The organism is Paenibacillus sp. DMB5, assembly GCF_001517085.1.
In the GTDB taxonomy this organism is placed as follows: domain Bacteria; phylum Bacillota; class Bacilli; order Paenibacillales; family Paenibacillaceae; genus Paenibacillus_AQ.
Window position 1 is genome coordinate 56,013 of the sequence record NZ_LRAC01000125.1, and the last position, 16,985, is coordinate 72,997.

The 16,985-nt window shown below is 51.0% G+C and carries 7 protein-coding genes and 1 pseudogene; all 8 read right to left on the reverse strand.

All coding sequences use genetic code 11. The annotated features are described in order from the left end of the window. Positions 1-7: 7 nt before the first annotated feature. The 8 genes and pseudogenes from AWJ19_RS16670 to AWJ19_RS16705 all read right to left on the reverse strand — a co-directional run bounded on the left by AWJ19_RS16670 (position 8) and on the right by AWJ19_RS16705 (position 16,938). Entirely contained in the window at positions 8-5,671 is a 5,664-nt protein-coding gene (locus tag AWJ19_RS16670; protein WP_068725383.1) for a hypothetical protein, read from the reverse strand. Between the two features lie 498 nt (positions 5,672-6,169). Continuing rightward, a pseudogene (locus tag AWJ19_RS16675) lies at positions 6,170-6,825 on the reverse strand (deoxynucleoside kinase). Beyond that, positions 6,822-7,445, reverse strand: a complete 624-nt coding sequence (locus tag AWJ19_RS16680; protein WP_068725385.1) for a deoxynucleoside kinase — start codon at positions 7,443-7,445, stop codon at positions 6,822-6,824. The pseudogene AWJ19_RS16675 and the gene AWJ19_RS16680 overlap by 4 nt, the downstream one beginning before the upstream one ends. Positions 7,446-7,648: 203 nt before the next feature. Further along, entirely contained in the window at positions 7,649-8,932 is a 1,284-nt protein-coding gene (locus AWJ19_RS16685; protein ID WP_068725386.1) for an S-layer homology domain-containing protein, read from the reverse strand. After that, positions 8,848-13,029, reverse strand: a complete 4,182-nt coding sequence (locus AWJ19_RS16690) for a cadherin-like beta sandwich domain-containing protein (RefSeq protein WP_068725388.1) — start codon at positions 13,027-13,029, stop codon at positions 8,848-8,850. The genes AWJ19_RS16685 and AWJ19_RS16690 overlap by 85 nt, the downstream gene beginning before the upstream one ends. An 89-nt stretch (positions 13,030-13,118) precedes the next feature. Next, the gene (locus AWJ19_RS16695; protein WP_068725390.1) at positions 13,119-13,781 is read right to left on the reverse strand and encodes a hypothetical protein; all 663 of its coding nucleotides are present in this window, start codon (positions 13,779-13,781) and stop codon (positions 13,119-13,121) included. Then, positions 13,747-15,531, reverse strand: a complete 1,785-nt coding sequence (locus AWJ19_RS16700) for a PD40 domain-containing protein (protein WP_068725392.1) — start codon at positions 15,529-15,531, stop codon at positions 13,747-13,749. The genes AWJ19_RS16695 and AWJ19_RS16700 overlap by 35 nt, the downstream gene beginning before the upstream one ends. A gap of 30 nt (positions 15,532-15,561) precedes the next feature. Next, complete coding sequence (locus AWJ19_RS16705) at positions 15,562-16,938, reverse strand: copper amine oxidase N-terminal domain-containing protein (RefSeq protein ID WP_068725393.1); 1,377 nt, start codon at positions 16,936-16,938, stop codon at positions 15,562-15,564. Positions 16,939-16,985: the final 47 nt, after the last annotated feature.

Sequence of the window (16,985 nt, forward strand, 5' to 3'; positions counted from 1 at the left end):
TTCTTTTCTAGTTCGTGCTGCTGACGAAGAAGGTCGCATACTCACGGTCGCGCTCCTGCGTTCTCACGATAATTGTGTACCAGCCGGCTTTCGGGAAAGTAACCTTGTACTGTCCGCTCACGAGCTGATCATAGGTGATTTTGGTAGCGATTGTTTTCATTTGCCCTTCGCGGTAGAGTCCTGACTGATACATCAGATCGAATGTACCCCACTCATTCACTTTGTCAGCGCCCGAAACCTTCATTGTGTTGTAGCCGCTGATCTTGAAGGTAATGGTATTGCTGCTGAACAATGCGGATTCTCCGGAGGAGGCTGAAATCAGTGTATCGTCTCCGAAAATAAGCAGTCCGCCGTCCTTCACGACAATAACATCCTGCGTTGCCATGGTTTTATTGCCGACCTGGTCAGTTGCAGTGTAAGTAACCTGCTGGCGGCCAAGCTTTGTCAGATCAAGACCGGTGATAGCCACCTTCACATTTCCTGCCGCCGATACGTTATCGGAGACGGTGTAGCCGCCGAGATCAACGGCGAAGTTAAAGTTCTGCTTGTTCTGGGCAATGCCGACAGCACTCTTTTTCAATGTGAGCTCAGGTGCCGTGTTATCCAGACCTTTTACCGTAACCGGAATTTTGCTCGAATTGCCGAGCAGGTCGGAGATCGTCATTACCGTTGAACCCGCGCTTTCAAATTCTCTTGAGTAAGTGAATGTACCGTCTGCGGCACTGATTTTGTTCGTGTAGCTTGCGCCCGACTGGATCGGCTTAAGTCCCGAGAACACCATATTCGGTGCCGTCGTCTTGCCGGACACCGTCACTTTCACCTTGCCCTGTGCGTACTCCTGTCCGCCGATCGTAACGATCTTGCTGTCAGGAACTGCTTTGCCTGCAGCATCTACGAACGTATAAGTGATTTTATCCGCATCCGGCGCTGTGTTCAGAATATTGGTGACAGTCTCTTTGATTACGGTCGTATTACCGAACTGGTCCGCTACGGTAAAGGAAGCTACACCGTTCTCTTTCAGGGATACGGTCTGGTTCTGGCTCGTGATAAAGATCTGCTTCGCCGAGTTATCCGCCTTCTGCACTTCCAGCGTTACTCCGGAGGAGAGCACCACATTGCCGTTGCCGTCCTTAATCGTGCCGAACGCCTTGCTGCCGTCAGCCCCGTACTGGTACGAGCGGACAATTTTTACCTTAGGTGCTTCTTTGTCAATATTGTTCACTGTGGCTACCGCTGTGCCAGTGTTGCCTGCGGCATCCTTGAATTCAAAGGTAAATGAGCCGTTCTCTGTAAAGGTATAAGAGCTCTTGCCGTTGTTGTTCGTAATAATAATCGGTTCTGACGGATCAACCAGCTGTGCCGTAACATTGCTGTTCGTCAGTGCTGTGAACGGATATTCTACGGTTGCCATCGGCGCCGTTCCATCCACATTCTTAACAACGATGTACAGAGTGTCGGTACGCTCGGCATCATTAAGGTCGATCAGATCAAAGCTGTAGAAGCCATTCTCTTTGACATTAAAGGTATTGCCTGTGCGTGCCGGTACGGTTGGATTCACCTTGCCGACAATAACCTTGACCCCTGCAGGAACCGCCACTTCAATATTGGCACCGACAGTGGCATTCACCGGGCTGGTAGTATTCATGCTGGCAAGTGCATATACCGGAGCATCTTCCGGCATCTGGGCCGGTATTTTCAGCTTGGCAGCGTCGCTGATCTTGCCGCCCGGCGTTCTGTATTTCACCATAACCTCCAGGAATGCAGGATTACCTGTAGGAACCTTAACCGAAACAAAGTTTGTGTAAGGCTTCCAGTTCACCCAGCTGGCTCCGTTATCCGGAGATATGGAATATTCATAGCCTGCTTTATCCTCTGTGTCGAGGCTCAGCTTCACAATGGCGGTATAACCGTCTTCCTCGTCACCGGACAGGTACAGGAGTGCAGACTCGGCAGCTGCCGGAGGTGCATCTTTATCTCCGCTTGCCGAAACCTTGAAGCTTTCAGGCGTGTGGGAGACGACACTGTTGCCTGCTCCGTCAACGGACCACACATACAGGGTGTAATCGGCTACCTCACCCGGCTTCAGATCCTTGCCGGTAATTTCAACGGCTCCGCCAAGCGGAAGGTCTGTCCATCCCTGGGAAACTGCATCCGGTGCAGGAGCATCCGCTTTGACCCATTGGTATTTCGTTTTCGCGCCTGTCTTGCTGTACAGCTCAGAAACAGTAACACTCAGCGACTGCTTAGGTAGCGGATAATTAACGCCGTTCTTGCTGTAGGTTACTGATGACGGCTCGTTATCGAAATAATAGGCTTTGGAGTAGTAATACGCCTTGTCGCCCTGCTTCACAATTAAATGCACATACTGCACACCGTTCTTGGTAGCATCGGCCGGGATCAGATAAGTGATCTTCTCAGGCTCTTCTGCCGCCAGCAGCGCTACTGCCTTGTCAGAACCTGCTTCCGGCTGGGCACCAGCTGAAGGTGCAGCTGTAGCTTCGGATCCGATTTCCGGTTCTGCAGTTGGTGCCACAGTTGGCACGGCAGTTGCTGCCGGTGTAGCAGAAGCTTGAGGCTCAGGTGTAGCCTCCAGTGTATTGACAGCCACTTGCTTGAAGCTGCCTGCATTGAGCAGGCCAACGGACAGCAGCTTCATCATTGCCGCCGGTCCAACCACTGCGCCGACCGCCGGTTCTACAGCCGGATCGGCTGCGGGTGTTGGTGCCGGAGTAATTTCCGGTCCGCTTCCTCCGCTGCCTTCACCTGGAGCAGGTGTCGGTGTTGGCGTTGCTTCTGCTCCGCCGCTGCCCGCTTCAGCTGATGAAGACGGTGAAGGGGATGGCGATGCTTCCAGAAGCGATTTTTTCCCCGTCATTTCTACCGGCTCCAGTGCCGTAAATTCACTGTCACCAGCCGGATGATTGGAGCTGCCGGTAATGGCATATCCGACAAAGTCCGGTGTAATGCCCCCAATGCTGAACATTACATCATGACTCTGTACATAGTTAGGGTTGGACGGCGGTGTGAATTCGGCAGGCATGCTGTCCTGTGAATTCACAGTGACCGTCTTGCTGTAAGCCACATCCGTAATTTCGTTGCCGGCTTTATCAGCCGCCTTAAGGTAGAGCCAGTAGCTGCCATCCTCAAAAACATCCTCGTAGGTTGACTGGGTTACTGTTGTGCCATTGTAGTTGGCTGGCTTCCAGTCCACATCCGCCGGCTGATTGCCGTCTTTAACCCACTGGTACTTCACGGTATCGATTCCGCTGTGCGGATCAGATACAAGGGCTGTAATCTCAACACTGCTAGAGTTGTCGTTACTCGGAGTACCATTGGCAATGGAAGGAACCTGATTATCCAGCTTCAGGATACCTACGTTATGAGTCCAGTTGGAGTCGTCCTTCTTGAAGTAGTCCAGCTCCCATACATTTGTGTCGCCGTATTGTCCAACAGCAACCAGTGCCTTGTTGTCGGCATACAGAATTTTCTCATCTTCAGTGCCCGGAGCCTCTGCAAGCCAGGCCTTGTACTGCTCATCATGCTTTCTGACATATTCTTGCTTCAGCTCATACTGCTTCAACTCTCTCGCCGAATCCCAGGTCATGTCTGCAGTCCATGTGTGCAGATACCACTCTCCGCTGTTCTCGGAAGTAAAGGCTTCTGCCGGAGGTGCCAGCAGGTTGGTTTTGTTATTGGCAACCTGAAGCTTGATATCCTGGAATTTACCCGGATACAGCTCCTCTGAAGGCTGCTTCGCTGACAGTGCGAAACGTTTGAGCGCTGCATAATTTTCATCTGCTACAGATGCGAATGGATCTGCCGGATTCTGGCTCCACAGGTAGTACACCAGGCCGACCGACGGAGAAGCCGAGCCCGTCATATTCGACGGACGGTAAATCCCCCGGCTTGGTCTGTCAAGGCCGCGGTCTGCAGCAATCGGATCCAGACTTGGAACTTTGACCGCAGGATCGTTGGCATCTATCGTAACTTTTCCTTTTTTCTGATAAGTCGTATTGCTGCCTCCGCCGGTTTCATAACGGTAGCCGATAATTGGCAGCGTGTTGTCGATGGACAGGTTAGCCCAGTCGATCTTGGAGTTCACCAGCGACGTGTCGCCGTCCACATGCTCGCCGTCAAAGTTGGCCGGCTGGAACAGCAGGTTACCTGCATAGTCCTGAATAACGTTGATGTCGGTATTGTCGCCCTTGGCATCATTGGAAAGCGCAATGACTTTGAGCAGCGGCGCCTCTACCGCCGTACCGCCAGGCACCGTCATCCGGAACGTCCAGTTCTTTGTATTGGAACCGCCGGTATAATAAGCCTTCATGCCGTTATTGAAGCGCAGGAAGGTCTGCTCAGTGGTCCAGTCTTTTTTCACAACAGCTTCTTCGGTCATTTGAACCGTAAAATCAATAATATCGCCTTCATTAAGCGTTACCCCGGTCAGAATCTCCGGCTGGATGCCGTTACCGACCTTGGTATACTTCGGCCGAACCGCATCGACAATGACCCGGTAGCCCCCGCTCTTGTAATTGAAAGGATCGACTGTAACCCCCTGTACATTCTTCAAGCTCGCCGGGCTGCCGGCATTCGGAAAGCTGATTGTTGCCATATTTCCCGCCGCATCCGCAAGTCCGGCTGCCGTGAATTTCTCCTGCATGGTCTGTTCCATTGGAGGATTGTTCGGGGTTGTCCCTGCAATCTTCGGCTCCACCGGAAGGTTTCCGCTCTGGGAGTATTCGTTCGGGCTGTAGGAAAAGGCGATCGAATTATTCAGCGTACTCAGATTGGAGGAGCTGTACGTGATGTTGTCCAGATACTGCATCTGCCCAGCCCCGGGAAGTCCGGTTCCCGCCGGATTCATAAACAACGGATGCCGGAGGAAAAAGTCAGAGTTGCTGGCTACCAGCGAGGTCGGCTTAACCGGCTCTGTGAAATTGTAGGCGACCGTTACATTTTCGCTCTTTTTCACATACAGCTCAGTCTGGTTAATCGTTGTATTCTCACGGGTTGCACCGTTGCCGGTGAAGGTGTAGTCTTTTAGCACTGGGCGTTGCATGTCCTCGAAATTGAGGTAGAAGCCGCGTACTCCTGCCGCCTCACCATCATCATCGCCTTCACCCATAACCCATATATTAATAACTGAATTAGGAGTGATAATAGCGGAAGCAGACTTATTGTAAACCTGGCTGCTTCCAGTTCTTTCTCTGATGATTTCCGTTCCGTCAATGGTTATTATGATTTCGGAACGACGTGTCCATGTGAGCCCAGAGTGTCGTCTTAAAACAGCAAATCCTGTGTGCATCTCGGCATGACCGCTTTTGGCCATTTCCCGCAAAATAGGATTATCGGCTACACGCACCTCGAAGGTCACAGTTGCTTTATTATCGTTAACCCCTGCATAAATATTTCCGCCCGCCCAATCATATTGAGCATCTTTATCAGTTTCGGTCTGCACAAACCCTTCTACCTGGTTGTTATAGAAGTTAATAAATGTATTGGTGGCAGAATAGGACAGATTTCCTATACGCGCCCCGCTCTTAAAGACCACTTCAAGGTCCTTCGCCGCAGCCTGCACCCGCCCTGTCCACATATCAGGTATCAAAGACAGCAGCATAATAATCGTCAGACTTAATGCGGTGTATTTCTTCGCTTTCCTGCTCATCAGCAATTCGATGCTCCCCCTTATTGTTTCATCATTCTAAGTCCGCCGTCCTACAAGAATAGTTGGTGTTTAGTCTCTTTACCTTGTGTCTGCACGCTCTCTCCTTTCGGCTCCCTTACGACGGACAAGAATAACTAGCTTCTTAATACCTATTTTTTCATATCTGAAATCCATTCTAGCAGGGAGCTCTAAACAAACTCTTAACAAATCTCGACAAAATACTGTTTCAGAGGGGTTAAAAGGGGGTAAATTGCATGAAAGTGCGTATTTTTTTCTTTTTTCTAGAAAATATTTTTGTTTATTCGACTTTTTATTTATTTCCGGGCTGATTTTATGGGCCTGTACAAATTAAAAAGCCCGGACAGTGACTACCGCCCAAGCTGAAAATTTTTTTGCAATTTGTGAACACCGACCTGTTTTTATCGAAACATATGCTCCAGTTCATTCCAATTAAAAAAGCCAACCGCTCCCGGTTGGCTTCCCCTCTATCCTCTATATAAAATATTACTTCGCCACCGCACCCCGGTTAATCGCCTTGCCCACCTGCTCCAGAATCGCGGACATTGAAGCCGGGTCTTTTACATCATAGTCGTCGATATTCAGGCGCAGCACCGGACAGGCGCTGAACTCATTGATCCACTGGGAATAACGTCCGTGCATATGCTCCCAGTAGGAGACATCCGTCTGGATTTCCATCTCGCGCGCGTCGTCATTTGATCCGGGTGAGGATCGACGGCAGGCTGCCTTCCGATACAGATCAGCACGTCAGGATGCGGAAAATATGGCGTCATCACCATCGCCTCATACAGACTGGTATATGTGTCATAGTCGGTCTTGGACATGGTGCCTTGATCGGCATGCATTTTAGCAAAAATCCCGGTGTCCTCATAAATCGAACGGTCCTGCACAAAGCCGCCGCCCAGCTCGAACATCTTTTTCTGCTCCTTGAACCGCTCCGCAAGGAAGTAAATCTGCAGATGGAAGCTCCACCGCTCAAAATCATGATAGAACTTCTCCAGGTAAGGGTTGTGGTCAACCTGCTCCAGCGAGGTCTGGAAGTTCAGCCGCTCCGCCAGCGCTCCGGTCAGCGTCGATTTGCCGACCCCCACCGTTCCGGCTACGGTAATAATCGCGTTCTCCGGAATGTTGTATCTGTTCATTTCATAAGCTCCTTTAATTGTGCGGCGATGGTGTGGTAATCCTCCTGATTTTCCACAAAATCAACCTTATTCCCGTCAATAGTAACGATCGTCGTCGACGGCTCGCGGACCGCCAGCTGGGCCATGGCATCGTCGTAATCCTCGATCAGCTGCTGCAGATAAGCCTTGGAAATTTCCTCCTCGAACGGACGGGCACGCTTGGCGATTCTTGCCAGCAGTGTATCCAGATCCGCCCTGATATATAGAATGATGTCCGGCTTCGGCAGATCATCGGTGAGCACATGATAAATTTCACGGTATTTGTCCCGCTTCGTGCCCTTCAGCGTCCGTTCGCTAAAAATCAGATTCTTATAAATATGATAATCCGAGATAACCGGTTTCCCTTTCACTATGTACTCGGTTACGGTGTCTTCCAGCTGCTTGTACCTGTTACATAGAAAGAACATTTCGAGCTGAAAGCTCCAGTCATCCATATTCTGATAGAACTTGTCCAGGAACGGATTCTCTTCAACAATCTCTTTAATTACCGGAAGCTCAAGCTCAGCCGCCAGCATGGTAGCAAGGGTAGTCTTACCGGCCCCGATAGGGCCCTCTACTGCAATAAAAGGTGCATGTTTCATTAACGCTGATTTCCTCCTCAGATACGGACCAAGCCGGGTGAAACTGTAATATAGGTATCCTCAAAAAAACAGACTCAACCATTGTATCACAGCTGGGCTTTTTGTGAGTGTATGAATTTTAGGCATTTTGTGCTGCTGCTGCAAAAAGAACCCGTACCCGCTTAAACATAAGCGGATACGGGTCTGTTGGTTCTTACAACGGCCTATTCCTCGAATTTGCTCAGTAACCGTTTGAGCACAACCGCAGCCTGGGCTCGGGTGGTGTTGCCTTCCGGCTCAAAGGTACTGTCTGTCATGCCTTTCATAATTCCTTCATTTAATACCAAGGCCACATCATTCTTCGCCCAGCTGTGAATGCTGCTGCTGTCGGAATATTTTCCGAGCAAGCTCAGGTCTGCCGCGGATGCATTTCCGGCTTCAAACAGCGGATAGGCGCGGCCGATCATGACTGCCATTTCTTCGCGGGTAATTCTCTTATCCGGTCCAAAAAGATTACTGCTCCATCCTTTAATGAGACCTTTGGATACTGCAGTTTGCACAGCTTTACCGTACCAGGAAGATGGATTCACATCCGCAAACCCGTTGCCGGACCCGTTGTCACTCTCCGGCAGATTCAAGGCTCTGACAAGCATAGCAGTGAACTCCGCACGGGTAATGAAATCATCGGGCTTAAACGCAGTTTCCGAGATTCCGTTCACCAACAAGCGGCGAACCATCCAATCAATATCCTGCTCTGCCCAATGTCCTGCGGTGTCGGCAAAACGGCGGTGCATGATTACTAGTGCGGCATAAGGCCCCTTAGTATTAATGTCGAACAGTAGCCCTGTTCCATTGGCGTTCGGGGTGCTCTTCACATACACCCAGCGTGATGCTGCTGCATCGTACCGGTAAATGTCAACAAGCTCCTTTTTCTCAGACAGGGATACAAATTCACCCTGCAGAGCCTTCTTCGCTGCAGTAAGCGGAATCGGTGCTGCCAGATCATTGCTGACCGTTTCTGCATGTACCATTACCGGCGGAGTAAGCACCTTCATTGGTGTAGCCGGTTTGCCTGCTGCTTCGGCTGCTGCCGGGAGCGTGTCGCCCGTCTTCACAATAACCAGCCTATACTTGGCACCCTCTGCCAAAGATGTCCCTTGCAGAGCTGCAGCGGCATTGATTTTCACATTGATCAGCACCGTTTTCACCTGCAGGGTGGCCGCTGCATTTTTTAATAGCAGCATGCCTTGAGCCGGTACCTGCAGAATGACCCCGTCTGCCTGATGATCTTTTAGTTCAAAGTAAAGCTCTTTAGCCTTCCGGCCGTCTTTCAGTGCTTCTGAAATGGCATCGGCGCTGATATCGACGTAAACTGTCGTTTTTCCATCAGGTGTTGTCTTTCTGGAAATTCTCGCGCCTTCCCCTACATCGAGAGGATCTTTCGGCTCCCCGCCCGGAGCAGCAGTTGGACTTGCCGTTGGGGCCGGGTTACCACTTGACGTCGGCACCGGTGTCGCACTTGCACTTGCCGTCGGCGCCGGCGTCGCTGTTGCACTTGCCGTTGGCGCCGGTGTCGCCATCGCACTCGCCGTTGGTGCCGGTGTCGCCGTCGCACTCGCCGTCGGCGTTGGTGTCGCCGTCGCGCTTGGCATCGGCGTCGGTGTCGCCGTCGCACTTGGAGTCGCGTCGGTTCACCTCCGCCAGCGACACTTACATGAATACGGTAGGTCTTCGCTGTTGTTCCGCTGCCAAGATCCACGGATACCTCTATGATTCCGTCCTCAGGCAGGGTCAGGTTTTTCGTCATTCCGCTAACCGCCGGTTCCGAACCGATGGTAAGCTTTGCTGCAGCGTCTGCAGCTGCGGCAGTAATCTCCAGACTCTTCGTGCCTGCCGGAAGTTCCAGTGTATACTCGGTTTGTGCCGGATCGAATGCCGGCGTAAGAGTCCCGCTTCCAACACTCAGACCGATCAGATTCGGATTCACATCAGGGGTTATTGCCAAGGTGCCTTCTCCTGACAAATTCCCTTCTTTATCCTTCACAGCTCCCGCAAGGATTTCCAGCTCAGACGCTTCCAGAACAGCATCGCTGAGTGTCAGCAGCAGCTCTGAGGATTCACTGCTGCCCTGTTTCGTTGTGGCTACAGCCGATGTAATGATACCGGCTCTGCCATTCAGCTCAAACTTCGCAGCATCCGCGGCGGACTGAATCGGCTCATTATACAAGATCCGGATCATCCGTCCTCCGCTTTCCATAGTTGCTTTTACTGCAGCCGGTCCTTCCACATCAAGCTCTTTCATCAATACCGGATGCGGACCTGCATCTTTATCCAGCATCTTGGCATTTGCATAACTGGTGAAAGAATTCTTTCCTAATTTCACGCTGTATACCCCATCAAGCGATAAGTCAGTTTCGGGTATAAAACGTACGGTACGCGACAAGGATACATCCGGGTCGGCCGCACTCTTCTCCACCTGAATAAACTCAGCCGTACCCTCCAAGCTGTTCAAATCCGCATCGGTGAGGATCACCGCTCCCTGCGGCAGATCGGTCACTTTAAGGTATTTGGAGAACGTAATATCAAGATAGCTTCCACCCTCATAAGTCACCCCTTGTACGGTGGACACCTGAGGGGCCGCCCGGGAGATCAGACCCGCATTCACTTCGGTATGCGGCGGCGGAACATCTAGCTCGTTACTTGACAGCGTTTCATAGCCCGCCTTGGTCCATATCACTTTCCATTTACCCGGCGGGACATCCCAGCCGTATTTGCCGGCTTCATCCGTTAATTGCGGATTCACCTGCTCATACTCTTCAGCCTTCCAGACTTTCCACGCTCCGGAATTCGTGTCCAGATAGAGCACAGTTGCCGTTACGCCTTCAAGCGGATTGCTCACTACCGCTTCATACACAAAGCCGCTAGGGTCATAAATCCATTTGGGGCTGGCTACCTTTATGCCTTTCTTCTTCTTCATCTTTTCATCTTCGTCATCTTTGCATTCATTGTAGCCTGAGCCGACTTTATCGATTTGTTCGTCCACATAGCTATCGATAGCGTCACTTGCAATACTTGTGACCTCACCTGCTATGAATCCACCTATTCCAGTCAATGCCATCACACCGGTTCCTGCACTCATGGCAGTTTTAGCTACCTCGCCGAGAATTACAGCAGCTAATGCTTTGCCGGCTTCTTTAGCTGTTGTAGGCATTTCGTCCAGGCAATCCATGCCGCTGGATTCGACATTATGCATGATCTTGTTGATTTTCCCGGCATACTCCATGTAATCTTCGTATTGACCTTTGATATCATTGAGTTGGCCGTCGACCTCATCGACATCCGCTTTTATCTCCATAAAATATTCAGCGGTGTGCTCCCATTCTTCCAGATTGGGCAAAGGAATCATAGTATTTATGCCTCTTAAATTCCCTTGTTCCCCTGATAAAAGACTGCTTGGGATATATCCCCCGAACTTAAGAGTCATAGAAGTCTCGGTTTCTGCAGCCTCATAGGTTTTCTGCACAGCGGGGATACCCGAGCGCCTTGCAAGCTCTTGCTCCTCAGCTGTTGGAACATACCCGGAATCGGGATCAACTGTGATCGAAAAACTCAATCTGGCATCCTGAAGCTGCGGAAAACTCAGAACCGCCTCTCCGGAGTATTTACCGTCTGCCAGTTCAAATTTCTTCATTGATACTACTTCGAAATCTCTCATCTTCAGAGGCAGTGATGCGCGGATTTGCTCGATGTCCGGTATCGTGCCGTCGTAAGTACGCTGCTGATTCTTCACATCATAATCCACATAAATAGCACCCAGAGCATTCTGTGTTGTCGGTACAGTAGCCCGGAACAAGGCTCCTTCTCTCACTGCGGGAACAGATTCCCCATCCTGTCCGTCCATGTAGACTCTAACGTTCTCTACCTGATCCGGCTGTGTAAATTCCAGATCGAACAGAAACGGATGTCCAGGGACGACAGTATAAGGCAGATCCGGTATATTCTTGCCTACCTCAAGCGATATCCATCTGCCGTTCGGCGCCTGGGAATAGGCGACCCGCGTCAGCTTAGGGAAATTCACATCATACTCAGCATAGACTTTTTCAGACTGCAGCTTTACGGCATTCATTTCAGTTTCGGCCCATAAAGCATGCATACTTTGGTTCCCCATATCGACAAGGGTTACGGGGGTCTTCCAGATCCCTGAGGCATTAGCCACCGCTCCGGCGATCCGCACCTCGGTGTCATAGATATGCACAGTGCTTCCCGCCGGCGCATAACCGCTTAGTACGGCCTGCATATCGGGGTCGGAGATTTTGTCCGGTGCATCCAGCGTAACTCTCGGCGTATCCAGGTGCACCGTGCCGATCGTTTCTTCAACGCTCTCTGAATTCAGGGTTGCCCGAATTCTCGCAGCGGTGGATATACTGGCTTTATTGAAAGATGGCGCCACCTGAAGTTTATATGATACTGTACCGCTGCTTCCATTAGCCAAATCCCCCAGAGGAACACGCAGTATGCCTTCTTCCAGCGTGGCTTCTCCAGCTCCGCCTGTTACTGCCATATTCCCGAGAGAGTCGGTAACAAGTGCCATATCCTCCGGAATCTCAAGCAGGAGAACCGCATCCTCGGCCGTTTGGTTTGAATGGTTTCGATATGCGGCCTTCATCACGATTGTACTTCCCGGAATTGCGCGTGCAGGCTGGGCTGTCAGGTAATTTCCGGATTGATTCATAAAATGACTGGACGGGCTGAAGGTAATCTTGCCCAGATCCTTAATTTGATTCTCTTCAACGGTAAATTCAACGGTTGCATACTCATATTGGTTCTGGTGACCCGTGCTGCGAATAATTTTGAGAATTTCCATCCGGAAGGTCCCGCCTTTGGGGATATTCACGTTGAACGGATAACTCTGAAGCTGATCATCCCGCGCTTCTGCAACCCATTTCTTGCCTCCGTTAGGAGTGATTTCATAGATAGAGCCGCTATACATCAGGTCGCGCCCGATCTCCACCTCACCCTGAATCCGGGCTCCCTTTTCCTCCAGACGGACCTCAATCTCGGCGTTGGATTTTTCATCCATGATGGCACTTCCGCAGCCTCTCACAAACCCGTAGATGTTGCCTTCCAGGCAAGCCTCTACCTCGCTGCCGGGCTTTCCGGCAAGCGTATAAGAATTGGAGAAGTAGCCTTTGACCCAGGCACCATCCGGCTTAATGGCCACTGTTGTCCAGATAAATTCATCGTTCATGTTGAGCGGCCCGATCCATTCCGTGTCCAGTGCCTTTTTGTATACGTTCAGGTTGACGACGTAATTCTCCGGCTGCTTCATGGGAATTTCCATGGTTGTCGTTGCCTCGGCCTTTACATTAGCTTTGAGCAGCCCGGAGCTGAGCTGATACGAAGACTGGATAGCTTCAAGCGTCGCCTCGCCTGCATACAAATCCAATTTCACTTTGCCGTCAAAACTGGTACGTCCGCTGGTGACAATCGGCTTGCCTTTGTAATTCTGGGTGGCAATAACGGTAGAATCATACACCGGCTTGTTCTCCGGATCGCGCACTGTAATCTCCAGCTTTCCGCGGTCAGGAGAAACGAGACCTATCAATAATTCATTATCCCCTTTATCCAGCGTAATGTTTAAGGGCGTACCGGGAGCAAGCTCATATTCAACATCCTCCAGATCCAGCTCGGCAGTCAGGGTCTGATTCTGCAGGAGCCCATTACGCCACCCCGTTGCCCCGTCATTCCCGGTTGTGGTACGTCCACCAGCTTATGTTCAGAATCCCAGAGATTCACCGGTATATTGGGGACCGGCTTGCCGTAGGAATCAAGCACCTTCACCCGCAGCTGTGCAGGCAGCGTAACCGGGATCTGGATGGAAGCGGTTCTGCCGGGTTCAACCAGCACGCCTTCCAGCCTTGCCATCTCATACTGGTAATCCGGAGTATAGAGGACAATCCTCGTTTCCTCATCAGGCTGCAATCCCTCAATAAGCTCCAGCTTATTTCCGGTGAGTGTAACGGATCTTTCTGCAGTGTCCGCCTGATAAAGGGTGAAGATAGCTCCCTGCAATTCCTCCGGCGGAACACCGGTGAACTCAATATCCAGATTTCCTCCCACAGCGAGGGGCAGGTCCTCTGCTTCAATCTCTTCAGCCTTACCTTCACCGGTCAGGACCAGCCTCATTTCGGTAAGCTCTGTCACATCCGGCGATAATGCAAAGGACCCGCGGTATAATCCCGGCGCTTCTGCTAATTCTTTTAATAGAAGAGAGTCTGATTTTTGGACTTGCTCATCTCCCTCCCACTCCTTGTAAGTCCATTCAACCGTTGCCTCGCGGCCGGCGTCCCTGGCCATACAGCTCAATGGTGCTTCCCTGTTCAAGAGGGCCCCATTCACTGCTGCGCTCTCCTACCCAGTCAAAGTACAGATCCTCTTCCGAGGGAGGATTCTCTCCTCCTTCTCTAAGCCAAGTATAGGCTGGACCTCCCATACTCATCTGGTAACGGGTGTTAATGGCTTCCACCTGAATCAGATCTTCGTCATCTGTCCCTTGGGGAACATCGGTCAGCGTATACGTCTTTTCTTCGGCCGCAGGAATATAAGCAAAACGTGCTCCGTTAAAATACAGGGCGTATCCCGTGATACCTTCCGCGTCGGAAGCATCAGGCCAGCTTACGGTAATGTGATCCTTGCCGATATCGGTCGCCTCTATGCTGCTTCCTTCCGGCCATAGGGGGGCGGTTCCGGTTGTGGCCACAAAATAATCAAAGGATTCAAACTCCGTATCCCCGAGTGGCTCCATGTAAGAGGAGAAAAAGGTAACCGTTGTTCCGCCGTTTCCGACTGTTGGACGCATCGATGTAGAACCGAGCTTTACAGGGGAATCCGGCACAGCAATTTTCGCTGAACTGAGATCCTGAATACCCGCCACATAACTTTCAGCAGGATCTGAAGCATCGTCCCTTCTCACCTCATAGGCCACATAAGCGCCATCCGGGCTGATCGAGGGATACCTGCTGTCCCTGCCATGTTCACTTCCGTCCTCCTGCAGGGAGACTCTGCGGAAGTTGTCTTCCGCTTTATCATAGACATAGATATCATCTTTGCCGTTGCTGTCTCCGGGAACCAGATTCTGCCGGTAGGTGGTGAAAGCTATCATCCTTCCGTCACCGCTGACAGAGGGTGATCTGCCAGGGGAGATATGCTTCACAGTTCCATCTGCCAGAGTGTACATGTACACACTTTCCGCACCGGTGAATTCCTCTTCTGTAGTGAGTTTAGCTTTGGAGACAAAAGCGATCGCGCTGCCATCCCCGCTAATGGAAGGAGCCCAGCTGTCCGTGTTCAGGCCTTCCTCAAGCGGTACACTGATCCGTTTCAGCTTATCCCCGCTTCCCTCCCGGTCGAAGAGATACACGTCCCGTTCTTCATTCATATCCTGGGGCACAAGCTTCGCATCGGAGTCAAAGGCTACATACCGCCCGTCAGCACTAATGGAGACATATTCCCCATCATCGTATCTGAGCTCGTTCGTGCCGCTTACTCCGCTTACGGTTTCCAGTTCATCAGTCGTTCTGTCATACAGATACACCTTGGTGATTCCGCTTAGCAGTTCTTCAGCATAGGTGTATACGACGTAACGGGCATCCGGGGTCATATCGAAATAGACAACGGTTCCGGTGGAGTCAGGCATCCGGACCCGCTGGAATTCAGCCGTACTCCGGTCCTGGATATATACGGCTTTTCGTCCTATACCCTTCTCATCATCAGGATCATAGGTCATGAACGCCATGTATCTCTCGTCGCTGCTTAGCTCGGTGAGCGGCATGTCAAACGTAGGATACATAAAGGACGAGAGCCCCCGGTTTAATCTGCTGAGCAGGTTCCACGATGCGGGCGTACCGGTTTCTGTTTTCAACGATTCCAGAAGGTCAGGAACCCCGGCCGCATCATACACGGCATCAGTAACGGAAGGTCCTGCCGGAGAAATCTCCGGCACAGTGGACGCGGCCGCAGTGCCGGGCATAGCAGCTGTTGCCAGCATCGTGAAGGCCAGCAGGGCAGCGAGCTTCTCTTTGACGGCCCTGGCAAATCCGATTTTCATTACACTCTACCCTCCCATTTTGTATTTCAATTATTGTGTTGCTGCATCAGTAATAACAATTTCCCCTTCATCAAAGAACACTTTCATTTTCATATTCTCACTGACAAAGCGGACGGGTAGCAGCGTAACATTCTTCCGGATAATGGCCGGAGAATCAAGCTGGGTAGCCACTCCGTTTACATAAGCTTCTTTTTTATCGATAATCAGCTCAATCTTAGTCGATTCCTTTGTCAGGGTTACCCGTCTTTCCTTCGGATTCCAGTCCACCTTCGCTCCCAGTGCTTCTGCGATGAAGCGGATCGGGACCATCGTACGTCCTTCCTGCTTGAACGGGGCAACCTCCAGGGTGTAATTCTTTTCATCCACGGTGGCCTGAACCGAATCCAGCTTAAGTCCGATCGTTTTGAACCCAAGCGGAGCATTGTTCACATAATTGGAAGACGGATCACCGAACTTCACCGGACTCGTCATAACCGTTCCGAAGCTGGTCTCTACCTCTACCACATAATACTCACCGTTTTTAATGGATCTGTTATTACCGGCATACAGGTCAAAGTCCACACTTCCTCTAAAAGACCCTACAGGCTCTTTTTCATCCTTTTTAAAGCCTGGTGTCACTACTGTTTTGCCTTGGGTAATTCCTAGCAGCCAGCCGGTTCCTGCCCTGTTTGTTCTCCAGATCCCTCCACTTGGTTTGCCGTCTTTGTCTGTGCCGCGCAGGATGACTGACAACACCTCTGTTTTCTGTGCAAAATGAAGCTTCAGCTTAAAGTGGGCGTCAAGATTGCCGTCAGGACCGAACTCGGCGATACCCGTCTGATCAGAAGTAAGGTCCTTCCAGCTGAATTCCCGGATAGCCACAGGAGCGTAGGAAGTTGCATTCTCGGCATAGGGAGTAACCGGCGATTTCACGATGCCTTTGCTTGTGACAATCTCCAGGTAATAATATTCACCCGCCTTCATTCCGTTGTTATCCGAAGCATAGAGCTCCAGTTGTGCTACACCTTTAAAGGTGCCCAGGGTCGTTTGGAATTTGGAATTGATCGTTTTACCGTCCTGAACCACTACAAGCAGGTAGCTAGTATCGGCTGCAGAATCTCTCCACGTTTTCCAGATGCCGTGATTCACATCATTTCCTTGTGCGTCTGCTGTTCTCATCGTGATAGATTTGATCTCCGTGCCTTCTCCGGCATCGATCAGCAGGCTCAGGTGACCGTCACGGATACCGTCCGGCGTACCAGCCGTATCCAGTGAAATGCGGTCGTATTCTTTGTCAAGAAATTCAAATTTCTTGACCAGGGCATCCGGCGATGCAGCAGTCTCTGCCGCAATCGCACCTCCCCCGGCGGCAAAAGACAGTAACAGTGCAGAACATACACAAGCGGAAAGCATTTTTTTACCAAACATGATATTAGCTCCTTTAAGAATTAAATTTATATTTTTCTCGATTTGAT